Annotated in this window: 22 protein-coding genes and 1 pseudogene; 12 read left to right on the top strand and 11 right to left on the bottom strand. The window is 53.0% G+C overall.

Annotated features, from left to right (window positions below; translation table 11 throughout):
* Positions 1-11 precede the first annotated feature (11 nt).
* The 4 genes from tagH to ACR8BN_RS11070 are packed head-to-tail and all read left to right on the top strand — an operon-like array spanning position 12 to position 4,361.
* Positions 12-1,148, top strand: coding sequence for a type VI secretion system-associated FHA domain protein TagH (gene tagH, locus ACR8BN_RS11055; protein WP_031590517.1), 1,137 nt, complete (start codon positions 12-14; stop codon positions 1,146-1,148).
* Positions 1,145-1,921: a PP2C family protein-serine/threonine phosphatase gene (locus tag ACR8BN_RS11060; RefSeq protein ID WP_031590518.1), complete on the top strand. Its 777-nt coding sequence runs from the start codon at positions 1,145-1,147 to the stop codon at positions 1,919-1,921. Before tagH ends, ACR8BN_RS11060 begins: the two co-directional genes overlap by 4 nt.
* A 14-nt stretch (positions 1,922-1,935) precedes the next feature.
* Complete coding sequence (locus ACR8BN_RS11065) at positions 1,936-2,889, top strand: hypothetical protein (RefSeq protein WP_010245838.1); 954 nt, start codon at positions 1,936-1,938, stop codon at positions 2,887-2,889.
* Positions 2,890-2,933: 44 nt separating this feature from the next.
* On the top strand, positions 2,934-4,361 hold the full coding sequence (locus ACR8BN_RS11070) for a serine/threonine protein kinase (RefSeq protein WP_434746918.1): 1,428 nt from the start codon (positions 2,934-2,936) through the stop codon (positions 4,359-4,361).
* 73 nt (positions 4,362-4,434) lie between these two features.
* On the opposite strand, the gene ACR8BN_RS11075 is transcribed toward ACR8BN_RS11070, so the two are convergent.
* Both ACR8BN_RS11075 and chaB read right to left on the bottom strand, forming a co-directional pair.
* Positions 4,435-5,109 carry a gamma-glutamylcyclotransferase gene (locus tag ACR8BN_RS11075; protein WP_434747582.1) on the bottom strand — a complete coding sequence of 225 codons (675 nt, stop codon included), beginning with the start codon at positions 5,107-5,109 and terminating at the stop codon, positions 4,435-4,437.
* A gap of 226 nt (positions 5,110-5,335) precedes the next feature.
* Positions 5,336-5,566, bottom strand: coding sequence for a putative cation transport regulator ChaB (gene chaB, locus ACR8BN_RS11080; RefSeq protein ID WP_010245846.1), 231 nt, complete (start codon positions 5,564-5,566; stop codon positions 5,336-5,338).
* Positions 5,567-5,939: 373 nt separating this feature from the next.
* Between chaB and chaA the strand changes: the two genes are divergently transcribed.
* Positions 5,940-7,031, top strand: coding sequence for a sodium-potassium/proton antiporter ChaA (chaA, locus tag ACR8BN_RS11085; RefSeq protein WP_039391743.1), 1,092 nt, complete (start codon positions 5,940-5,942; stop codon positions 7,029-7,031).
* 58 nt (positions 7,032-7,089) lie between these two features.
* Here the strand turns inward: chaA and kdsA are convergent, their stop codons facing one another.
* From kdsA to hemA, 6 genes are read right to left on the bottom strand one after another with little or no spacing between them, the layout of a single operon-like run.
* Positions 7,090-7,944, bottom strand: a complete 855-nt coding sequence (kdsA, locus tag ACR8BN_RS11090) for a 3-deoxy-8-phosphooctulonate synthase (protein WP_010669989.1) — start codon at positions 7,942-7,944, stop codon at positions 7,090-7,092.
* Between the two features lie 25 nt (positions 7,945-7,969).
* Positions 7,970-8,779, bottom strand: coding sequence for an invasion regulator SirB1 (gene sirB1, locus ACR8BN_RS11095; RefSeq protein ID WP_010669988.1), 810 nt, complete (start codon positions 8,777-8,779; stop codon positions 7,970-7,972).
* Between the two features lies 1 nt (position 8,780).
* Entirely contained in the window at positions 8,781-9,173 is a 393-nt protein-coding gene (locus tag ACR8BN_RS11100; protein WP_434747583.1) for a SirB2 family protein, read from the bottom strand.
* A 23-nt stretch (positions 9,174-9,196) separates the two neighbouring features.
* Complete coding sequence (prmC, locus tag ACR8BN_RS11105) at positions 9,197-10,030, bottom strand: peptide chain release factor N(5)-glutamine methyltransferase (RefSeq protein WP_311975844.1); 834 nt, start codon at positions 10,028-10,030, stop codon at positions 9,197-9,199.
* Entirely contained in the window at positions 10,030-11,112 is a 1,083-nt protein-coding gene (gene prfA, locus ACR8BN_RS11110) for a peptide chain release factor 1 (RefSeq protein ID WP_010245863.1), read from the bottom strand. The genes prmC and prfA overlap by 1 nt, the downstream gene beginning before the upstream one ends.
* A 42-nt stretch (positions 11,113-11,154) precedes the next feature.
* Positions 11,155-12,411 (bottom strand): glutamyl-tRNA reductase, encoded by a 1,257-nt coding sequence (gene hemA / locus ACR8BN_RS11115; protein WP_010669985.1) that lies wholly within the window; start codon positions 12,409-12,411, stop codon positions 11,155-11,157.
* Between the two features lie 216 nt (positions 12,412-12,627).
* On the opposite strand from hemA, the gene lolB reads away from it, so the two are divergent.
* The 4 genes from lolB to ACR8BN_RS11135 all read left to right on the top strand — a co-directional run bounded on the left by lolB (position 12,628) and on the right by ACR8BN_RS11135 (position 16,555).
* The gene (gene lolB, locus ACR8BN_RS11120; RefSeq protein ID WP_031594611.1) at positions 12,628-13,251 is read left to right on the top strand and encodes a lipoprotein insertase outer membrane protein LolB; all 624 of its coding nucleotides are present in this window, start codon (positions 12,628-12,630) and stop codon (positions 13,249-13,251) included.
* On the top strand, positions 13,248-14,105 hold the full coding sequence (gene ispE, locus ACR8BN_RS11125; protein ID WP_031594612.1) for a 4-(cytidine 5'-diphospho)-2-C-methyl-D-erythritol kinase: 858 nt from the start codon (positions 13,248-13,250) through the stop codon (positions 14,103-14,105). Before lolB ends, ispE begins: the two co-directional genes overlap by 4 nt.
* 136 nt (positions 14,106-14,241) lie before the next feature.
* Positions 14,242-15,189: a ribose-phosphate diphosphokinase gene (gene prs, locus ACR8BN_RS11130; protein WP_010245874.1), complete on the top strand. Its 948-nt coding sequence runs from the start codon at positions 14,242-14,244 to the stop codon at positions 15,187-15,189.
* A gap of 214 nt (positions 15,190-15,403) precedes the next feature.
* On the top strand, positions 15,404-16,555 hold the full coding sequence (locus ACR8BN_RS11135) for a GGDEF domain-containing protein (protein WP_434746919.1): 1,152 nt from the start codon (positions 15,404-15,406) through the stop codon (positions 16,553-16,555).
* On the opposite strand, the gene ychH is transcribed toward ACR8BN_RS11135, so the two are convergent.
* Complete coding sequence (gene ychH / locus ACR8BN_RS11140) at positions 16,552-16,827, bottom strand: stress-induced protein YchH (RefSeq protein ID WP_010245880.1); 276 nt, start codon at positions 16,825-16,827, stop codon at positions 16,552-16,554. The two genes, ACR8BN_RS11135 and ychH, sit on opposite strands and share 4 nt — an antisense overlap.
* A gap of 255 nt (positions 16,828-17,082) precedes the next feature.
* Here ychH and pth point away from each other — a divergent pair, with 255 nt between their 5' ends.
* From pth to ACR8BN_RS11155, 3 genes and pseudogenes are all read left to right on the top strand, one after another.
* Positions 17,083-17,670 carry an aminoacyl-tRNA hydrolase gene (gene pth, locus ACR8BN_RS11145; RefSeq protein ID WP_010245882.1) on the top strand — a complete coding sequence of 196 codons (588 nt, stop codon included), beginning with the start codon at positions 17,083-17,085 and terminating at the stop codon, positions 17,668-17,670.
* 108 nt (positions 17,671-17,778) lie between these two features.
* Complete coding sequence (gene ychF, locus ACR8BN_RS11150; protein ID WP_010245885.1) at positions 17,779-18,870, top strand: redox-regulated ATPase YchF; 1,092 nt, start codon at positions 17,779-17,781, stop codon at positions 18,868-18,870.
* Positions 18,871-19,084: 214 nt separating this feature from the next.
* Positions 19,085-20,268: pseudogene (locus ACR8BN_RS11155) on the top strand (tyrosine-type recombinase/integrase).
* 273 nt (positions 20,269-20,541) lie between these two features.
* On the opposite strand, the gene ACR8BN_RS11160 reads toward ACR8BN_RS11155, so the two are convergent.
* Positions 20,542-21,450 (bottom strand): hypothetical protein, encoded by a 909-nt coding sequence (locus ACR8BN_RS11160; protein ID WP_434746920.1) that lies wholly within the window; start codon positions 21,448-21,450, stop codon positions 20,542-20,544.
* 605 nt (positions 21,451-22,055) lie between these two features.
* Positions 22,056-22,883, bottom strand: a complete 828-nt coding sequence (locus ACR8BN_RS11165; RefSeq protein WP_434746921.1) for a hypothetical protein — start codon at positions 22,881-22,883, stop codon at positions 22,056-22,058.
* Between the last annotated feature and the right edge of the window lie 214 nt (positions 22,884-23,097).

Here is a 23,097-nt window from a genome sequence, read left to right on the forward strand (position 1 = left end):
TGGGATAACTCATGCAATTTACCATTGTGCAATGCACTACGGATGTTCCGGTCAGAAGCGTCGCGTTTCAACCGCCTGGCGGCACCATTGGCCGCAGTCAGGACAACGATCTGGTGCTGCCAGATGAGACTCGGGCCATTTCGCGTCTGCAGGCGCTGGTTCACCTGTCGCATGACGGGGAGTGCCGTCTGACGAACCAGGGCAGCGTGACCCCGGTGGAGCATAACGGCATTACCCTGGGTCGCGGCATGCAGGTCGTGCTGAAGCATGGCGATGCGTTGCGCATCGGTGACTATGCGCTGGAAGTACGAGACCCCGCCTGCCAGGCCACGCAGAGCGATCCGCTGGCGCTGTTTGCTGGCGACAGCGCTCAGCCCGCAAATCCGCTGGGCATTCACGAACATCATGAGGTTGAGGATCGGCTGCTGGTCAGTGAGGTAACGCCTTCACGCCACGAGCGCCACAACGATGCGCGACTGGCTATCGACCCCCAGGCCAGCGAGCCGCGTCGGGCGCTGACGGCGCAGCCGGTGGATCAGGATCGGCTGATTGCCGCACTGCTGGAGGGGATGGGGCTGAGCAACGGTCACGCCACGCCGGTAGATGAAGAGCAGATGCGCATTACTGGCCGGATGCTGAGCCTCTTTTCCCAGGGCACCGTCGCGCTGCTCTCTTCCCGATCCATTCTCAAGCGTGGTGTCAAAGCGGACATGACGATGATCCTGAATGAGGCCAACAACCCGTTCAAGATCCTGCCCTCCGGCAAAACCGTGCTGATGCAGATGTACCAGAGCCAGATGCCCGGGTTTATGCCGCCGGAACAGGCGGTACGCGATGCCCTGGTCGATTTGCAGGCCCACCAGCTGGGGATGATTGCCGGTATCCGCGCCATTATTGCGGCGATGCTGCAATCCTTTAATCCGCAGCGGCTGGAGGAGCAGGCGCGTGCCGATGGCGTGGTGTCAAAAATGCCCTTTTCCGCCATGAAAAAGGCGGCGCTGTGGGACTATTTTACCCGTAATTATCAACGTACGGCCGGAGAGATCGAAGATGATTTCCATACGCTGTTTGGCGAGGCCTTTCTCCATGCCTATGACATGGAGGTGAATCAGTATAAGGACTCTCAGACGCGGGTAGATGAACCATGAAAATCGTTTTTGCCAGCCGCTGCCAGCAGGGGCTACGCGATGATAATCAGGATCGCACCGGCGCAGAGCTGGATGAGCGTAAAGCCTGCTTTGTGGTCTGCGACGGCGTGGCCGGTCTGCCCGGCGGCGAGATGGCGGCGCAGCTGGTGCGTGACACCCTGCTGAGCCAGTTACAGGCGCACGCCGATCTGACGCCGGAGATAACCCATCAGGCGATTGAACAGTGCCGCTTAGCGCTGCATGAGGCACAGGGTAAAAATCCGAAATATTCACGCATGAGCACCACGCTGGCGGCCCTGTTTATTGACCGTGAAAAACAGCGCGCATGGTGGGCGCATGCCGGTGACAGCCGGGTTTACCACTTCCGCCGCGGCGTGCTTCATGAGGTCACTCGCGATCACAGTCTGGCCCAGCAGCTGAAAGAAGCGGGCTATGAAAATACCGGCATTAACAGTAATTTACTCTATAATGCGCTCGGCGCTGAACCGCCTCGCTTAGTAAGCTTTTCGCAGGAGATTGCGCTGGAGGATGGCGACGCGTTTCTGGTCTGCACCGATGGCTTCTGGCTGAATCTGGCCAGTCATGAAATGGAACAGGCGCTGCGCATGGTGAATGCCTGCGAAGAGTGGCTGGCTCTGATGGAACAGGCGGTGAGCCGCAACGTTAAGAAAGATAATCTCAGCGCACTGGCGGTCTGGATTGGTGAGCCGGAGGAGGCAACGCTGCTCTATTCACTGGCTGATTCGGCGCGCTTTCTGCCGCCTCGTTTTTGATTCCAAGGATCCTTATGAAACTGTGGTTGCCCGGCATCATCACCCTGCTGATTGCCTTTCACGCCCAGGCTGAAAATTATCGGGTTGTTTACTCCCCCAGCCTGGCGCTGGAAGTCTATATCGATAATGTGGTGAGTAAAGCGCCTGACGACTGGTGCAAAGAGACGCTGCCGTTGCGCATCGTCTCCGGCAAAAGTAAGGATTCGGCGGTGCTGACCACCTTTTTACCGCGCGTCGGCACCCTGCTCGCTAATCAGTGCGGATTACTGGACGAGCTACCCTGGCAGATGACCAGTAAAGAGGGTGGCGTACTGGCCAGCGGCAGCGCCAGTAAGCTGCAGAACTGGCGTCCTATCGTGATGGCAGATGCCACAGCCAGCGCCAGTGAGAGCAATGCTGCACCGCTTGACCTGTCACGGCCCGCCAACAGTACGCCGCTGCAACATTTTGATCTTCCCAGCGGCTGCCATTTTCGCACCGCCTGGGATGAAAATGCCCAGACTCTGTTTATCCCGGATGTCAGCAAGCAGCAGTGCTCACCGGATGGCTGGGCAGAAGGCAAAAGTGAGCTGATGCTGGCGACTCCGGACCACCCAACGCCGGTGGCAGTCACCTTTTATCAGGGCTATCCCATCGCCAATCTGACGATCCCGGACAGCAAGCTGGAGGTTATCGCCGCGAACAATCAGCGCATGATTGTGACACGCCCGGATGCGAATGATAGCTGGCTGGTGCTGCCCTTTGATGCCAAACAACATGTCTGGCGCTTCAATGGTGCCCTGTTGATAAAGATGGATAAGAATGCTGCGCAGCAGGATGCTGACGCTGTGAAATCGCGAGTTGATACGTTGCGCAGCCACTGGGCGCCCTATTTCATGCCACAGCAAAAAGTGAATGTGTTACTCATCGACACCCTGCACGCGGATCTGGTTGATCCTGCCATTGGTGCCTGGCGTAACATCAATTAATTACCGCGCAGCCTGGCGAGCAGGCCGTGTACAGAGAGTTCACTATGTCGGCAAATGATAATCCGAAAACCGTTCCGAATGCCCTGCCTGACGGATACCGTTTCAATGAGTTTGAGATCAAGGAAGTGATCGGAGGCGGCGGCTTCGGCATCGTCTATCGCGCGTGGGATCACCAGCTTGAACGCACTATTGCAATCAAAGAGTACATGCCGGTGTCGCTGGCAGTCCGTGCCGCCGATTTAACGCTGGAGCTGCGCGGTGAGCGTTTCCAGAAGTTGTTTAATGCCGGGCTCACCAGCTTTATTCAGGAAGCGCGTCTGCTGGCCCGCTTTAATCATCCGGGACTGCTGCACGTGCTGCGCTTCTGGGAGCAGAACGGCACAGCCTATATGGGCACGCTCTACTACAGCGGTATGACGCTGAAAGAGTGGCAGGTAACCACCCCGGCGTCGATCACTGAAGCCTGGATCCGCCGCCTGCTGCCGCCTCTGCTGGGTGCCATCAGCACCATCCATCAGGCCGGCTATCTGCATCGCGATATCTCGCTCGACAATATTCAGATTCAGGAGAACCAGCTGCCAGTTCTGCTCGATTTTGGCTCGGCGCGTAAGGAGATTGGCAACCTCTCTGACGAAACGGAAATCATGCTTAAACCTGGCTTTGCGCCGATTGAGCAATACAGCGAAGAGGGTGAAGTTGAACAGGGACCGTGGACCGATATCTACGCCCTGGGCGCGGTGCTGCATAACCTGATTACCGGTAATCCGCCGCCGGTCAGCGTGGTGCGCTGCATTGAAGATAATTATCAGCCGCTGGTGGAACGCCAGCCAGAAGGCTACTCACTGCCGCTGCTGCATGCCATCGACTGCGCGCTGGCAATGAAGCCAGGCGATCGCCCACAAACGATTGATGCCTTTGCCGCGTTGATTGATCTGCCGGTCAGTGATGTGGAAGCAGTGGTAAACAGCTTCCCGGTGCCGGGTGAATCGCCTGCTCTGCCTGTCGAGGAGCCGGTGGAGGCTGCTGCGCCGGTGGTAATGGCGATGAATCATGCCGCCGCGTCCGCCGATCCGGTGACGCCGCGCACGGTGCGTAAACTGTCGCCTGGATTGCTGGGCCTGGCTGCCGTGGCTATTCTGGCCGTGGTTGTCGCCACCTGGCTGGCGAATCGCCACAGTGCCACACCAGAGGTGGTAAACAACAGCTCAGCCATGACGCAGGCGCCCGCATCGATTCCGTCAGCCGCTGCCGTTCCGGCCGCGCTGGCGACCGTCTATCTTAAGCTGGAGAGCGGTGAAAGCGTGGTGCTTAACGGACAGCCGGTTGAGGTAAAACCGGGCAGCAGCGGATTTGCCGCGCTGAATCTGGCGGCGGGACAGTACAAAATTGACGTTAAGAATGGCAGTAAGACGCACACACAATCCCTGACCATCGATAAGCCCGGTACATGGCTGATTAATCCGGGTAACTAAGCCCGGTAAACTGCAGCCGGATCGTAAAAGGGCGCGACACTGTCGCGCCCTTTTACTCTGCTTAAGCCCCGATTCAGGCCTGCTTCAGGCAGGCTTGCTGCAGTGTCCGCACCTGATGGGCCAGCCAGCTCAGACTCTCCTCCTCCATGCCGCGCCGGGTCAGCTCCTCTTCCAGAGCAAACAGATATTGCGCATTGGAGCCGAGCGGGCCAGTGGCCGCGGCAATTAATGGCGCAATCGCCTCCGGGCAGGAGTCCGATTCATACAGCGGATGACGCGGATCCATAATAAAGGTCAGCGCAGTGACGCTGCGACCATCCTCCAGCTGTAATTCACACCAGGTAGGAAGATAGCAGCCGGTGATCATCTCACGCTTCCACAGCAGCGCCAGCTCTTCATGCAGCCGCTCTTCCGGCAGACGAAACGCCAGACCCGTGGTTCTGCCGCCCTGCTTCAGCGCCAGCATGCGGCCGGGATGCGTGGCGGTGCCACGTCCGGCAATCAGCCGCAGGCAGAAAGCACGGTGCCAGCCCTCCAGCGAACCGGACGCCACTTCATCCGCCTCAAAAATCGGGTTCCACATCAGCGAGCCGTAACCAAAGATCCATACCGGGCTGTGATCGGGACGACAGGCCAGGGTGGCTGCCAGCGAGGCCGCGCGCTGCTCGCAACTCCAGAGCAACGCCTCTTCGATATCCCCGAACGACGTTTTACAATCCGCTTTTAATAGAAATTCCCGGGTAAGCAATGCGACCTCCTCAACGTCAACGGCGTCCTGCAGAATGGCTCCTGTAACATGATCTCCAAAACGGCGCTGCGTTTCGTTCATCAAATTGACATTAATCTATTTCCGCGCGGGGTTACAAGCGTGATTCCGGTAGCAGGTTAAAAAAAACCAGATAAACCTTATAGCGAAGATGAAAAAAAGGGCCAGATAATCCTGGCCCTTTGGCGTGAACAGGCTAGCGACGGCGTTAACGTTTAGGATGCCACTTATCGTCATCACCTTTCTCATACTCTTTCTTCACGGCTGCCCAGGCGACTTTGTGCGCCACCTCTTCCCGCGAATCATCGCCGCGTCGATCCTTAGCCTCTTTATATTCTTCCCACGCGCTGTTAAATGCCTGCTGATAGATATCCTGCGCATGCGCGGGAAGCACGTGTTTTACGTTGTCAGGTAAGTCGGTTCGTTTAGAGTAAGGCATAACGGCTCCTCAGTTTATGGATTCCTGTTAAGCCTGGCGCAACAGAACAAAAATACAAACAGCCACTTATCTCCACTTCAAATTAAAAACCACAAACAGGCCACACAAGTTACAATGATAAGCAGATTTTCCGGCATTTTTCGGTCAGATAGATGGATAAAGAGAAGTTGTTGTGGCCTGATTAATATTGCAATATTTGAGATAACTTCAGGTTAATACCGCTTCGACCATTTATTGAATTTAAGTAAAAAGCCGTAAATTTCTCCCGTTCGGACCGGTGAAAAGATAAACTGCGCCCTGCCCTAAAACTGATTATATTTCTAACAGCAGCACTCGCTGTGTCCGGATAATCATTAACCAGAGAGGATGGTGAATGCCTTCACATGAAAAAACACGTCACAAGGAATTCTCGCTGATACTTCCCCTTATCACGCTGGGTATACTCTATTTTTTTGGTGCAACCACATCATTTCCGATTGTAGTCGGTATCAACTTAGTGGCGCTGGTTGCCATTCTGAGCAGCGCCTTTAGCGTTGTACGACATGCCGACGTACTGGCGCACCGGCTGGGCGAGCCCTATGGCTCTCTGATCCTGAGTCTCTCCGTGGTGATTCTGGAAGTGAGCCTGATCTCGGCGCTGATGGCGACCGGCGATGCCGCACCCGGGCTGATGCGCGATACGCTCTATTCGATCGTGATGATTGTAACCGGCGGACTGGTTGGCTTTGCGCTGCTGCTGGGCGGTAATAAGTTTGCGACGCAATACGTGAATCTGGCGGGCGTGAAGCAATACCTGATCGCTATCTTTCCCCTGGCGATTCTGGTGCTGGTGTTTCCCAACGCACTGCCGGGCGGTAATTTCTCTGTCACTCAGGCACTGCTGATCGCGGCGATTTCAGCGGCGATGTATGGCGTGTTCCTGCTGATTCAGACCAAAACCCATCAGAGCCTGTTTGTCTATGAGCATGAAGATGAGAGCGATGATGGCGACCCGCATCATGGCAAACCGTCGGCCCACAGCAGCTTCTGGCATACCAGCTGGCTGATCGTGCATCTGATTGCGGTCATTGCCGTGACCAAGATGAATGCTAATACGCTGGAAAGCCTGCTGACGGATCTGAATGCACCGGCACAGTTTACCGGTTTCCTGGTGGCCCTGCTGATCCTCTCACCGGAAGGCCTGGGGGCGATTAAGGCCGTGCTAATGAATCAGGTGCAGCGCGCCATGAACCTCTTCTTTGGTTCGGTGCTGGCGACCATCTCACTCACGGTACCGGCGGTAACCATTATTGCCACCCTGACCGGACAGGAGCTGATATTTGGTCTGGAGCCGCCGCAGATGGTGATTATGATGGCGTCGCTGCTTCTCTGTCAGCTCTCCTTCTCGACCGGGCGCACAAATGTACTGAATGGAGCCGCGCATCTGGCGTTGTTTATCGGTTATCTGATGACCATCATGCTGTAACGTCACCGGATTTCAGGCGAAAAAAAGAGCGATTAATCGCTCTTTTTTTGCAGCAAACTTATTTGCTGGTATCGAGTTCCGGGAAGCTTTTCACCAGGTCGTCAATCGCTTTCATCTGCACCAGGAATGGCTCCAGCTTATCCAGCGGCAACGCGGACGGGCCGTCACACAGGGCGTGTTCAGGATCCGGGTGCGCTTCGATAAACAGACCGGCAATGCCGACCGCCATACCGGCACGCGCCAGCTCAGCCACCTGAGCACGACGACCACCTGATGCTGCGCCAAACGGATCGCGCGTCTGCAGCGCATGGGTGACATCGAAAATCACCGGGCTGTTTTTGGTGACTTTCTTCATCACGTTAAAGCCGAGCATGTCGACAACCAGATTGTCGTAGCCAAAATTGCTGCCGCGATCGCACAGGATGACCTGCTCGTTGCCACCTTCAGCGAACTTATCAACGATGTTGCCCATCTGACCCGGGCTGACGAACTGGGGCTTCTTGACGTTGATGACCGCGCCGGTTTTCGCCATCGCTTCCACCAGGTCAGTCTGACGCGCCAGGAACGCGGGCAGCTGGATCACATCAACCACTTCAGATACCGGCTGCGCCTGGGACGCTTCATGCACATCGGTGATAATTTTGACGCCGAATGCCTGCTTCAGCTCCTGGAAAATCTTCATCCCCTCTTCCAGGCCTGGGCCACGATAGGAGTGAATAGAGGAGCGGTTCGCTTTATCAAATGACGCTTTGAATACGTAAGGAATACCAAGCTTACTGGTGACGGTAACGTAGTGTTCGCAGATGCGCATCGCCAGGTCGCGCGACTCCAGTACATTCATCCCGCCAAACAGCACAAATGGCAGATCGTTTGCGACTTTGATATCGCCAATACTCACGACTTTCTGTGTCATGCCCTTTCCTTTTCAGTGGGTCCGCTTAGTGCAGCGTGACCTGTTTTTGTTCGATTGCGTGAATCTGAACTTTGATCATTTCGCTGACCGGGTCTTCAGGACACTGCTCAACGAAGTAGGTTAAATCATTCAGGGCGATATGTTCGCACTCCAGCTGCGCATAGATCAAACCGCGATCGCGGATTTCGTAGGGATCGTCAGGATCGATACGCAACAGCACCTGACTGACGTTCAGTGCCAGCTCCATCTTCTTCTCTTCCATCAATGCCGCTTTCAGCGTGTCGAGCATCTTGCGCATCACGGTGACGGTTTTGGCTTCGTCGAGATCGTCGTCATACAGACGCGCTGTCGGGCTGATATTGCCTTTGAGCCACACTTCCAGCGTGTGCCGGTCAAGCGTTTCGCCATTAAACGGGTTGATCATCCACTTATCGCCATCAATCCAGTCGGCGCGCAGAATCAGCTGCGTCGGGAAGATCACCGGCATCAGCGGCAGTTCCAGCTCGGCGGCGATGTGCAGCAGGATAACGCCCAGTGACACCGCCGTGCCCCGACGGGTCTTCAGCACATTGTCGATCCAGAGAGCATCAGAAAGATTGTAGACGCCACTGGCACCGCAAAATCCCCACTGGCGATAGAACAGCTCCAGCAGCTTTTCGAGCTGCATGTCAGCATCTTCGGTATGGCTGACATAGTCACGTGCTTCGGCGACTAACGCCGCAAGTTGTGCTTCCACCGACAACGCCGGGAAATCGGCGCGGATGGCAAGCGTGGCACCAATCACCGCTTCACACAGCGGTGTCTGGCTGAAATCTAATTGTTCGGTCGAGGTCATGCTATCCCCATAACGGCATTTTGGTCAGCGCCAGCTTAATGATGGTCACCAGGGCGATTAACGCTACCAGAAAAGCGATCCAGCGGGTGCGATCAGTGCGTGGACGGCGACTCAATGCCACAAATCCTAAGGCGATGTAGATGATAACCGCTAAAAGCTTCTCCGTCAGCCAGCTTCCTTGCGGCGTGAAGGGATAGAAGTGGGTAATCATCACCAGCGAGACGCCGGTCAGCAGTAACAGGGTGTCGTTAGCGTGCGGCAGGATGCGCACCCAGCGTTTCGTCATCATTGCCGATCCACGGCGCAGCCAGTAAAACCGCAGCAGGAACAGCGTCACGGTAAGCACCACCGTTAAGATGTGCAGATTTTTAATCAGGGGATAAAAGGCTAACATCATGAATCCTTTTCAAAGCGCTTTTATGAAGGGAACTGACCTAAGGTCACACGCGGGTTGCCGCCGTAATCGTCGACGGTTTGCACGGCGTGATAGCCTTTTTGCCGCATCAGCGTGGCCACCGCCTCGCCCTGCTGCCAGCCATGTTCCAGCAGCAGCCAGCCACCCGGCAGCAGCCATGTGGGCGCCTGCTCGATCAGCGTGCGCAGATCCGCCAGTCCCGCTTCATCCGCCACCAGCGCGCTGCGCGGTTCAAAACGCACGTCGCCCTGCTCCAGATGAACATCGCTGGCATCTATATAGGGTGGGTTGCTGACAATGAGGGTAAAGCGCTGTGGCGTCAGCGCCTGGAACCAGTGACTGAGCAGAAAGGTGGTGTTGGTGAGGCTGAGCTGCTGCGCATTACTGTTCGCCAGCTCAACGGCGGCTTCAATGCGATCCACGCCGGTGACCTGACAATCGGGACGCTCGCTGGCCAGCGCCAGCGCAATCGCTCCGGTGCCGGTGCCCATATCCAGAATGGTTGCCGGTGCTGCGGGCAGATGTGCCAGCGCCTGTTCAACCAGCAGTTCGGTATCCGGGCGCGGGATCAGCGTGGCGTCATTGACGCGCAATGGCAGCGACCAGAACTCGCGTTCGCCCACCAGATGCGCCACCGGCTCACCGCGGGCGCGACGCGCCAGCAGGCTATCCAGCTGCGTCAGCTGCTCATCGCTGAGCACCGTTTCATCAAAGGCGATTAACCAGCTGCGTGATTTTCCGGTCACAAAACCTAACAGGATCTCTGCGTCACGCTTCGGACTGTCACCACCGCACAGCGTGGCGACCGCCTGTTTCAGCCAGTGACGAATATCCATTAATCCTGACCAGCCAGCGCCGCCAGTTGATCGGCCTGGTACTCCTGAACAATCGGCTCAATCAGGCTGTCGAGTTTCCCTTCCATCACTTCATCCAGACGGTAGATGGTCAGGTTGATACGGTGATCGGTCACGCGGCCCTGCGGGAAGTTGTAGGTGCGGTTACGGTCAGAACGATCGCCGCTGCCCAGCAGGTTGCGTCGGGTACTGGCTTCGGCGGCGTGACGGCGGGCCATCTCTGCAGCGTGAATACGCGAGCCCAGCACCGCCAGCGCTTTGGCTTTGTTTTTATGCTGTGAACGTTCGTCCTGACACTCCACCACGATACCGGTTGGCAGGTGGGTAATACGAATAGCGGAGTCGGTGGTGTTAACGTGCTGACCGCCTGCGCCGGATGAGCGGAAAGTATCGATCTTCAGATCGCCCGCATTGATTTCCGGCAGTTCCGCTTCCGGGATTTCCGGCATCACGGCAACGGTACAGGCTGAGGTGTGAATGCGGCCCTGGGATTCGGTCTCCGGCACGCGCTGCACGCGATGGCCGCCTGACTCAAACTTCAGGCGTCCATAGGCACCTTCGCCGGTGACGCGGGCAATCACTTCTTTGTAACCGCCATGCTCGCCTTCATTGGCGCTGATGATCTCCACGCGCCAGCGACGCGCTTCGGCATAGCGGCTGTACATGCGGAAGAGATCGCCGGCGAAAATCGCCGCTTCATCGCCGCCGGTTCCGGCGCGCACTTCGATAAAACAGGCGCGCTCATCGTCGGGATCTTTCGGCAGCAACAGAACCTGCAACTGCTGCTCCAGAACGTCACTCTTCTCACGCGCTTCCTGTAACTCTTCCTGCGCCATGTCACGCATTTCAGGATCGTCGAGCATCTGCTGCGCGGTTTCGATATCTTCCTGCACCTGCTGCCAGTCGCGGAAGCAACGGGTCACATCGGTCAGCTGAGCATATTCGCGTGACAGCGCACGGAAACGCTCCTGATCGGCGATCACGCCTGCATCGCCCAGCATCGCTTCCACTTCTTCGTGGCGCTCCTGCAGGGCTTCCAGTTTGGCAACTATAGAGGTTTTCATTTAAATGTGGGATTCCCGTAACAGGTGGCGACAGCGGTGTGCCTAATCGAGACCCAGGCTGTCGCGTAAAATCTGCAGGCGTTCATTATCGCCGTCGCGGGCGGCCTGCTGAAGTGATTTGGTTGGAGCGTGTATTAAACGGTTGGTCAGCTTGTGCGCCAGTTCCTGCATGACTTTCTGCGGATCGGCACCCTGCTGCAGCGCCTGCAGCGCACGGCCTTCCAGCTCAGCGCGGATCTCTTCCGCCTGAGAACGATATTCACGGATCGTATTCACCGCGCCCTGTGAGCGCAGCCATGCCATGAATTCGCTGCTTTCCTGAACCACGATGCTTTCGGCCTGAACCGCGGCCGCTTTGCGCTGCGCCAGGTTCTGCTCGATGATCGCCTGCAGGTCATCCACGCTGTAGAGATAGGCGTTAGGCAGGTCGCCCACTTCCGGCTCTACGTCGCGCGGAACCGCAATATCGACCAGCAGCATTGGCTTGTTACGTCGCGCTTTCAGCGCGCGCTCCATCATCCCCTTACCGATAATCGGTAGCGGACTGGAGGTGGACGAGATAATAATGTCGGCTTCTGCCAGACGGGCGTCGATCTCCGCCAGGGTGATCACCTCTGCACCCACTTCCGACGCCAGTGTTTCGGCACGTTCGCGGGTACGGTTGGCGATAATCAGATTTTTGACCTGATGTTCACGCAGATGACGCGCCACCAGCTCAATGGTCTCACCAGCGCCAACCAGCAAGACATTGACGGAAGAGAGCGATTCGAAGATCTGACGGGCCAGCGTACAGGCGGCAAACGCCACCGACACCGCGTTGGCACCGATATCCGTTTCCGTACGCACGCGCTTGGCAACCGAGAAGGTTTTCTGGAACATGCGTTCCAGTTCACTGCTCAGCGCCTGACCGCGTGATGAGTCGGCAAAGGCTTTTTTCACCTGACCGAGGATCTGCGGTTCGCCCAGCACCAGTGAGTCGAGTCCGCTGGCAACGCGCATCAGATGGCTGACCGCCTCGTTATCCTGATGCCAGTAGAGGCTGTTTCGCACATCCTCTTCATCCAGCTGATGATAATTGCATAACCAGCTCACCAGACGCGCCTGTAAGTCGGCCTGCTGCTCTACACTCAGGTAGAGTTCAGTCCGGTTACAGGTGGACAACACCACGCCGCTCTGCACCATTGGCTGTGATAACAGGCTGTTTAACGCCTGCTCAAGCGTCTCCGGCCCGAACGAGACGCGTTCGCGCAGAGCAATGGGGGCTGTCTTGTGATTGATTCCGAGAGCGAGCAGCGTCATAGCGGTTTTGGTTGGGATGTCCCAATAATGTCAGGGTTTTGTGAGGCGCATTCTACAAGATGCGGCAGATCAAGAAAAGCCATACAAAGCCTATGACTGTAATAAGATTAACCCGATCGTGCTCAATTTGCTGCATAACAGCATTGACGGTTAAAACCGGGACGGTTAGCGTTATCCGTTACGAATAATAAATGTGTCCGAGGAGATGACCACTTGATGCTTAATTCACCACGCAATCTGTTGCGCCTTTTGCCCCTTGCCAGCGTGCTGCTGGCAGCCTGTAGCGTCAACAAACCGCAAGGCCCGGGCCCCAGCGTTACCGCGCCACAGTGGCAACAGCATCAGCAGGCGGTCTCAAAGGTCACGCACTATCAGACCCGCGGCGCCTTTGCCTATCTTTCTGACAAGCAGAAAGTCTATGCCCGCTTCAACTGGCAGCAGACCGCGCCCGATCGCTATCGCCTGCTGCTGACCAATCCGCTGGGCAGCACCGAACTGCAGCTGGATGCGCAGGGCTCGGTGGTACAGATCGTCGATAACAAAGGCAAGCGTTACGTCAGCAACGATGCGCAGAAAATGATTTCGCAGCTGACCGGCATGAACATTCCGCTGGCGAATCTGCGCCAGTGGATGATGGGTCTGCCAGGTGATGCCACCGACTATCAGCTCAACGAGAGCTATCAGCTGAGCAGCCTGAACTACAGCCGCGACGGTCAGAACTGGCAGGTCTCTATCGGGGGCTACGACAGCAAAGTCACCCCGCCGCTGCCTTCGAGCCTGGAGCTGAAAGAGGGTGACCAGCGGATTAAACTGCGTATGGACGGCTGGACCGTTCAATGATCACCCACTGGCCTGCCCCGGCAAAACTGAATCTTTTTCTCTACATCACCGGCCGTCGTCCCGACGGCTATCACAACCTGCAGACGCTGTTTCAGTTTCTTGATTACGGTGACCAGTTGCAGATTACCGTCGATCAAAGCGGCTCGATTACACTGTTAACGCCCGTGGCAGGTGTTGCGGATGCGGATAACCTGATTGTCCGCGCCGCAAACATGCTGAAACAGGCGGCGCAGGATAACCACCGCCTGTCCGCTCACGCGGGCGCGCAGATTGCCGTTGAGAAAAACCTGCCCATGGGTGGCGGTCTCGGTGGCGGCTCCTCTGATGCGGCAACCGTACTGGTGGCGCTGAATCATCTGTGGCAAACCGGCTTCACGCCGGATGAGCTGGCAGCGATGGGCGTGAAGCTGGGCGCGGATGTGCCGGTGTTTGTCCAGGGCTTCGCGGCCTTCGCCCAGGGGGTGGGTGAACAACTTCATCCCGCAGAGCCGAAAGAAAAGTGGTATCTTGTCGCCCATCCCGGCGTGAATATCAGCACCCCAGTAGTATTCAACGACCCCGAACTGACGCGAGATACTCCATCGCGCAGTTTATCGACGCTTTTAGCCTCACCCTTCACCAATGATTGTGAAGCAGTGGTAAGAAAACGTTTTCGTGAGGTTGATGAGCTTGTTTCCTGGCTGCTAGAATACGCGCCGTCACGCCTGACTGGCACGGGCGCTTGTGTGTTTGCTGAATTCGACACCGAGTCTGCTGCCCGCCAGGTGCTGGAGCTTGCCCCGAATGGGGTACGCGCATTTGTAGCCCGGGGCGTAAATGTTTCGCCGCTACAGCGTACCCTGCGAGGCGATTAGCGAATGCGTGACAGTGTCACCACGTTCCGGACACTGCACGTTTCGCATCAACACACCCGTGTGAACGCACATGACCGTACGCGCCGGTTACAGTCATGCCGTTCATTCTCTGGACGCAAAGCCTGAGGTTCTTCTCGTGCCTGATATGAAGCTATTTGCTGGTAACGCCACCCCGGAACTAGCACAACGTATTGCCAACCGCCTTTACACCAGCCTGGGAGACGCCGCTGTAGGACGTTTCAGTGATGGTGAAGTGAGCGTACAGATCAACGAAAATGTACGCGGTGGTGATATTTTCATCATCCAGTCCACCTGTGCCCCCACCAACGATAATCTGATGGAACTGGTTGTGATGGTCGACGCGCTGCGTCGTGCTTCTGCTGGTCGTATTACCGCAGTCATCCCCTACTTTGGTTATGCCCGTCAGGATCGCCGCGTGCGTTCCGCGCGTGTACCTATCACCGCTAAAGTAGTGGCAGACTTCCTTTCCAGCGTCGGTGTTGACCGTGTTCTGACGGTTGACCTGCACGCCGAGCAGATCCAGGGCTTCTTCGACGTCCCGGTTGATAACGTATTTGGCAGTCCGATCCTGCTGGAAGATATGATGCAGATCGGTCTGGAAAACCCGATTGTTGTTTCTCCCGATATTGGTGGCGTAGTACGTGCCCGTGCTATCGCTAAACTGCTGAACGACACCGATATGGCCATCATCGATAAACGTCGCCCTCGCGCGAACGTTTCTCAGGTGATGCACATCATTGGTGACGTTGCTGGCCGCGACTGCGTGCTGGTCGACGACATGATCGACACCGGCGGCACGCTGTGCAAAGCGGCTGAAGCGCTGAAAGAGCGTGGTGCTAAACGCGTATTTGCTTACGCGACCCACCCGATCTTCTCCGGCAATGCGGTTGAAAACCTGCGTAAATCTGTACTCGACCAGGTGATCGTCTGCGATACCATCCCACTCTCTCAGGAGATTAAGTCACTGCCGAATGTGCGCACGCTGACCTTATCTGGCATGCTGGCCGAAGCCATTCGCCGCATCAGTAACGAAGAATCAATCTCGGCAATGTTCGAGCATTAATCTTCGCGGAACCGGGCCCTGTGCCCGGTTTTTTTATGCCTGCCGGGTGCCCGATTAACGCGCTTCCTTTTCTGATATTTTCGCGATAAATTTCCCCAAAATCGCCTGTTTCCAACGCCACCCACTCTTTTGATAAAACGCCGCGTTTCCCGCTTCTGCCCTGTGCCGTTAAGTGGTAATTTGCAGCGCACTTTTCATAAGAACCCTGACCGCCATGAGCCTGGATATCTATACGTTATTTGTCTGCGAGCTTTATGTGCTGGGGTTTCTGAGCATCATCATGTTTTTTGCCTGGATCGGATCGCAGTATGATCGCGTTCTCGGCTTCACCTGCCTGTCGCTGGTTTTTACCCTGATTGCGGTATTCTTAAGTAGCCTGCGCAGCAGTGGCCTGCATTTCCTGCCCGTTGCAGTGGGTAACGTTTTAGTGATGCTGGCTTACGGCGGATTGTTAAATGCGTTCCGGCGCTTCTGCGGCAAGCCCATCGGCACTCACTGGCTGCTGGGCGCCCTGCTCTGGGCACTCCTCTGCTGTTTCCCGGCATTCTATTACAGCTTACCCAAACGGGTGCTGGTGCTCTGCATCGCCTGCATCGCCTATACTGCCGCACTGATCCAGCTGGTCTGGCTGGCACGTGACACGTTAAAGGCAACTTTCTGGCCTGCACAGCTGCTGCTGTGGATCCATCTGCTGTTTCATCTCGCTCGCCTGTTTCTGGACAGCGCTATTCCCAGCACGCTGCCTGGCGCCATTGGCGGATCAAACTTCTCGATTTACGTCATCCTGGAATCGATTCTGTTTGTCATCGGTCTGACATTTACTATCCTGGCCATGGTGAATGAACAGATGCAGTCAGTCTTAAAGCATGCCTCGATGCACGATCCTCTGACCAGCGTCTGGAATCGTCGTGCTTTATTTAATGAAGCAGAGAAGATTGTGGCGCGATGCCGCCGTCAGAACCGGCCCTTTAGCGCGATACTGTTCGATCTGGATCATTTTAAGAGCATTAACGATCGGTATGGCCATCAACAGGGCGACCAGATATTGATTCACTTTTGCGACATTGTCAGAGGGCTGATACCAGCCGAGGGGCGTTTTGCGCGACTGGGCGGAGAGGAGTTTGCGGCGATAATTCCGGCGGCGGCAACAGAGGCAGAGGCCTGGTGCGAGACAATTCGGCGGGAGGTCTGTGCGTCACAACCCAATTCAATTGCCTATTCGGTAAGCATTGGGTTTGCCACTGTCACACATCAGCAGCAGGGTTTTGACGATTTACTCACGCTGGCGGATAAAGCGCTCTATCACGCCAAGGCCAGCGGCCGGAACCGCATCGCGCAGCATCCGGTCACTGCTGGCATCAGTTAATGGTGAGAATTGTGCGACCGGCGACAACGTTTGTCATAGTGACGATGCCAGTAATAACGATCTTCAACCTTTTCACGACCACTCAGACCCGCCCCGACCAGCCACATCATTGCACCAACAAAGATGCCTAAGATTGCGCCCTGCGCCAGCGCATCTGGCAGATCAAGCGAGGGAAGCTGGTTCATAATTGAGAAACCCACGCCCAGCACCATTGTGACTAATCCCAGTACCATCAAGCTGTTACCCGCTACGCGGCAGTGTTGATGTTTCATGCTGCACCTCCATCCATATGAGTCAATAACCGCACACAATGTTAAGTGCCATAAGCTTAGGCAATGGGTGACGATAACGTTGCGGACTGGATCACACATCAGCCATAAATAATTAACTGGTCCTGATTGCAGCCTGTTGATTCAGATGGAAAATGATTAATCACCGTCATGAACCATTTCGATGCTTGTACTTTGTCATCTCGCTCGTGGCGAAGTAAACTAACGCCCTTTCGCGATAACAGCAGGATAATCATTGTGAGCAGCATTAAACTGATTGTGGGCCTTGCCAATCCAGGCGCTGAATATGCCGCCACGCGCCACAATGCGGGTGCCTGGTATCTGGATTTACTGGCTGAGCGCCACAATCAGTCACTGAAAGAGGAAGGCAAATTCTATGGCTATACCGCGCGCCTGGCGATAGCCGGAGAGGATGTGCGCCTGCTGGTGCCGACCACCTTTATGAACCTGAGCGGGAAAGCCGTGGCGGCGATGGCGACCTTTTATCGCATCGCGCCAGAAGAGATCCTGGTGGCGCATGATGAACTCGATCTGCCACCCGGCGTGGCGAAGTTCAAGCAGGGCGGCGGGCATGGCGGCCATAACGGGCTGAAAGATATCATCAGCAAACTGGGCAACAACAACAATTTCCATCGGCTGCGCATCGGTATCGGGCATCCCGGTGATCGCAACAAGGTGACCGGATTTGTGCTGGGCAAGCCGCCCGCCAGTGAGCAGAAGCTGATTGATGATGCCATTGATGAGGCGGCGCGCTGCACCGAACTGTGGCTGAAAGAGGATCGTATCAAGGCGATGAACCGGCTGCACGCCTTCAAGCCTGCTTAAACGCCCGAATCGTCGTGATTCCGTGTATAATGCGCGAAATTTTTCAATTCGTCTCCGACAGTCCGCCTTCTGGCGAACTGTCCATCCAGTTATAAAGGGTATCAAACCATGGGATTCAAATGCGGTATCGTGGGCCTGCCGAACGTCGGTAAATCCACTCTGTTTAACGCGCTGACTAAAGCGGGCATCGAAGCGGCTAACTTCCCCTTCTGCACCATTGAACCAAACACGGGCGTGGTGCCGATGCCTGACCTGCGTCTCGACCAGCTTTCTGAGATTGTTAAGCCGCAGCGCGTGGTGCCGACTACCATGGAATTCGTCGATATCGCCGGTCTGGTAAAAGGCGCGTCAAAAGGTGAAGGCCTGGGTAACCAGTTCCTGACCAACATCCGTGAAACCGAAGCGATCGGCCACGTGGTGCGCTGCTTTGAAAACGACAACATCATCCACGTGGCGGGTAAAGTGAACCCGGCTGAAGATATTGATGTGATCAACACCGAGCTGGCGCTGTCCGATCTTGAAACCTGTGAACGTGCGATTCAGCGTGTGCAGAAGAAAGCCAAAGGCGGCGACAAAGATGCCAAAGCCGAGCTGGCTGCGCTGGAGAAGTGCCTGCCGCATCTTTCTGAAGCGGGCATGCTGCGTTCACTGAATCTGGATGAGGACGACAAAGCGGCAATCCGCTATCTGAGCTTCCTGACCCTGAAACCCACCATGTACATTGCTAACGTCAATGAAGATGGTTTCGAGAACAACCCGTACCTGGATCAGGTGCGCGCTATCGCCGAAGCGGAAGGTTCAGTCGTGGTGCCCGTGTGCGCCGCCGTTGAGTCGGACATTGCTGAGCTGGAAGATGAAGACCGTGACGAGTTCATGGCAGAGCTGGGACTGGAAGAGCCAGGCCTGAACCGCGTTATCCGCGCCGGTTACTCCCTGCTGAACCTGCAGACCTACTTCACCGCTGGCGTGAAAGAAGTACGTGCCTGGACCATCCCGGTTGGCGCGACGGCTCCACAGGCCGCCGGTAAAATCCATACCGACTTCGAGAAAGGCTTTATCCGCGCCCAGACCATCGCGTTTGAAGATTTCATCGCTTATAAAGGCGAGCAAGGTGCTAAAGAAGCCGGCAAGATGCGTTCAGAAGGCAAAGAGTACATCGTGAAAGATGGCGATGTGATGAACTTCCTGTTCAACGTCTGATTAAAGATTGTTGTCTCATGGGGTTTAACTGAATCTCATGAAGATCACAGAAAACAATTAAATCCACGCATTTGCGTGGATTTTTTATTCCACATTGTCTCATGTTATCTCATGGAAGCGCAGTCTAAAATGAGTACATAGATGAGTACAATCCGTTTCCATTAACATTTTAGGTGAGTACAATAACGGTATAAGAAATAGACAAGGACCCGCTATGCTCACTGATACGCAATGCCGCAGTGCCGCAGTGCCCGGCCGAAAGAAAAACTTCATCGAATCAACGACTTTAATGGTCTCTACCTCGAAGTAAAACCCAATGGCAAAAAGGCATGGCGCTATCGGTTTAAACTCAACGGTAAATCAAGCATGTTTGCGTTGGGTGAGTACCCGGCGGTAAAGCTCTCCGAAGCGCGAGAGAAATGTGAGCAAGCGAGAAAGCAAGTTGCAGATGGAGTTAGCCCGATACAGGCTCGTCAGTTAGATAAGATCCGCAAGGTCAATGACGCATCTAACACCTTTGAGCTAATCGCCAAAGAGTGGTTGCAGATGAAAGACTGGGCCGAAATTACCAAAACACGCCGACTGGATATGCTTGAACGTGTGGTTTTACCCACAATCGGTAAGCTCCCTATCAGGGAGATAACCCCACACCACATTCTTAAAATTCTTCAGGAAACCGCTAAACGCGGCGCTCCAACTGTTGCCGCTGAAGCCCGACGTACAATTTCATCCATTTTTGAGCTGGCGGTAGCAACGCTCAGAGCAGACAGTGATCCTGTCTGGCCGGTACGTAAGGCACTTCCGGCAAACAAAACTCAGCACAAACAGGCATTGAATCCACAGCAAATCGGGAAGCTATTAGGCTGTTTTGATAACAGTCGCGGCACATATCAGGTTAACTATTGCATGTGGCTAATGTGGTGGACGCTGGCGCGACCAGCCGAAGTCACCGAGGCAGAATGGGCAGAATTCGATCTTGATAACGCATTGTGGACCATTCCGGCGACGCGCATGAAAGCTCGCAGAGAGCATGTTATTCCCCTTCCCTCCCAAGCAGTCAAAATGCTCAAAACGCTACGGGGATTAACCGGGCATCGACAGCACCTTTTTCCGGGCCGAGATAACCCACGTGGCCCGATGACATCGCATTCACTGCGTCAGCTACTTAAAAGACTCGGTTGGAGTGGTACTTATAGCCCAAATGCTACCAGAACTACAGGCAGTACACGTTTAAACGAGATGAGCTATCGACCTGATGCTATTGAAGCTCAACTTGCACATGCTGATACTAACAATGTTCGCCGCACATATAACCATGCGACCTATCTTGATGAACGTAAAGTGATGATGCAGGATTGGGCTGACATGTTGGGCAAATGGGTAGCAGAATTCGAGTAGAACTTATTGCACTTAGTGAAACACGAGGATAGAACTCATTCCTCAGGGTCCACTTTGTGCCAAGAGCGGACTGTGGATACTCCCAGCCGGTGGTGGAAATAGTTGTACCCCAAGTAAAGGATTTACATTCTAATCACAAAAGATAATTATACCTCAACAAGAAACCCCGAAACTTCCCCAGATGGAAATAATTGAAAATTTAAGTTCATAAAAAAGGTCACTGCAGATTTTCCATCTTTTTATGAGGGCAGTATGCGCAGTTAGGCGATCAGATTACTTTGCCATTATAGGGTTTGCCATGTTTTCATTTTCAAATTGATTGATTATTGCCTTGGATATAATACCCCTTGTGATAACTTCATAATTCCATGGTGGGGCAAGGTGCATCTCCCAATATCTAAAATTAAAGTTTTTATGTTGAAAAAATAAAAGATCATTGGTTTCAGGATTCACAAATGGAACTTTGATATCAGTGATAATTAATATGGTTTTCTTATGCTTATTGAAGTCCCAACACCGTTTTATAGTTCCTAACTCTTCATTCGCTAAATTTAACACATAGCTTGTTATATCATCTAGTTTAGAGTTTAATATCCCACTCTTCATTTTTTCCCAGATTATTCGACTCAAAGATATACATACCACACCTGAGTCGGATGGCGTTCCTCTATTATTAATCTGCTTGAAAGCCTCTAACGTGTTTGTTAGCAATGTAGATTCTAATGCTGGTCTTTTACACTCAAAGAAGACATTACCAGATGGGGTGGCAATATTGAAATCTGCTTTGGAATCGAATCGAATATGTATTTCGCGTTTAATGAAGTACTCAACCATCGACAGCTCAAACATATAATTTCGGCCATTGTTAGCTGTGCCTGATATTACTTCGTCCTTAAGAAATAATTGACCCTTTATGATTTTCTTTAAATTTACACGAATGTTCTCATGTAGTTCCGGAAGCTCAGAAAATGTTTTATATAACTCATGAGCTTCATGTAACTCCAATGATGACCAAACCTCATCGGGACTCAACTGCTCTTTTTTTGATTTTATTACTCTCTTATAGGTTTGCATCAGCCTACTTGCGTCTATTTTCACTCCTAGATCATTGAGCCATGAGAGTGCTGCATAATACTCTTTCTCTGTATCTTCTAAAAAGTCGATTCTGATAATTTTATTCACAATCATTCATTCCTTAATAAATTGCACCTTGCATAAATTCTTTTGACAATAGAAATCAATAATTAATTTTCGGATCTCGATACATTCTTAACTTTATAAACCTAAAAAATTTCAACGCTATTGTAGCCCACTCAACCATCTATAATCTACCATAATTATGGCGTACGTTGACCCGCATCAAATTGCACTTAGTTTCCGGAAACCGATGATTTTCAGGCTTTCCATCACGAAGGCTGACTAACCGTGCAGCATACGATTCACTAAAGCGGTTCATAAGTCGCTGGGTTTTACGCTCAGTTAGCTCCAGCTGGTTTGCTGCATTACCGAAAGAGAAAAGTGCAAATATCCGCTCAGTTTCATTAGTTGACATTGCAGACTTTACGTCTGCTAATCGATGGTAAGCAAGCTTGGGCTAAATGGCCTTTAACTATAATGTGCAAATCCCTCGGTACTAAAAACTTATTAGAGGATACTTATTCTGTTAAGTAGGTTTGATTTTAGCTAATAAATGACGAGGAGCTTGTCACGATTTATCAATCTCCTCATTTCCTCTTCGTTCTTGTAAAACCAACATAACAAAAAATCAGATTACATATGATATATATCTAGTCAATAAATTTGTGCATACTTAATCCGTTAACATTTTTAAATTTATACAAAGCCATTTTTTCAGCCTCTTCAATTATGAAATGCGTGTCAATATTGAAAGTATAATAGTTAGCTTCAGATATATGTTCACTTATTATTCTACGACTCATGATTGTGGTTTTCTTCTCACGTATCTCAGTGCTTACGTTATTTTTCTTGAATAAATTCCCAGTATATCCAAGTTTAAAATCCTCAGCAAAGCTTCCTGCGAGAACCATTATCTCGTAAGGAGGTGAGCATTTAATTAATGATGCTTTCAGGTTGGTTTGAGAATCAAAGGTAAATGCACCATCAATTTTTCTCGCAAAGATATCTATATTAATGGCATTTAATACGTCTTGAATTTTATCAAGGAACACATCATATCGTTCCTCTTGACAATCACACAAATTCCCTCTGCTTTCATTTTTTATATTCAAGACATGGTATTTCAACGAAATTCTAGCTAACTGAATTAAATCACTTTCAAGTTTGAATATTACATCAAACGAAGGCATTCCGTAGAAAATTATCAACCCTTTATTCCAGTCATCTTTCTCCCTATGGTGTGTTTTTATTCTTATCATTCCCGTGTCAGTCTGACCAATATATATTTCATTTTTATTAATGCTTCGATCATAATAATCGTGATAAAGAATGTAACACATTGGCGTTTTATTAATGATATTTAATCTATCAAGTGCATCAATATTATCTCTGTCGAATGCAAAAATTTCCCCATTAAGCTCAGGAGTTGTGATTTTCTTTGCAACGTTATTATTAAAAACCTCTACCTGTATCTTCATTGACTTAACATTACCTGGTTATGATTATACCGAATATACCAAAGTGGCTTGTTCCCATCATGAGTTGCGATTAACTCTTATTGCAAGCACGTTACATTGCGCATTCTTTATCTCACCAGTTAAAGCAGAAAGCAATGTCAGAGTACGCTAGGTTGAGTATCTTTAATTGAATGATACTTGAGCAGATCATAATGGAGTGTGAATCGCCACGGAT

Source organism: Pantoea sp. Lu_F5_004, assembly GCF_051136245.1.
GTDB classification, from domain to species: domain Bacteria; phylum Pseudomonadota; class Gammaproteobacteria; order Enterobacterales; family Enterobacteriaceae; genus Pantoea; species Pantoea agglomerans.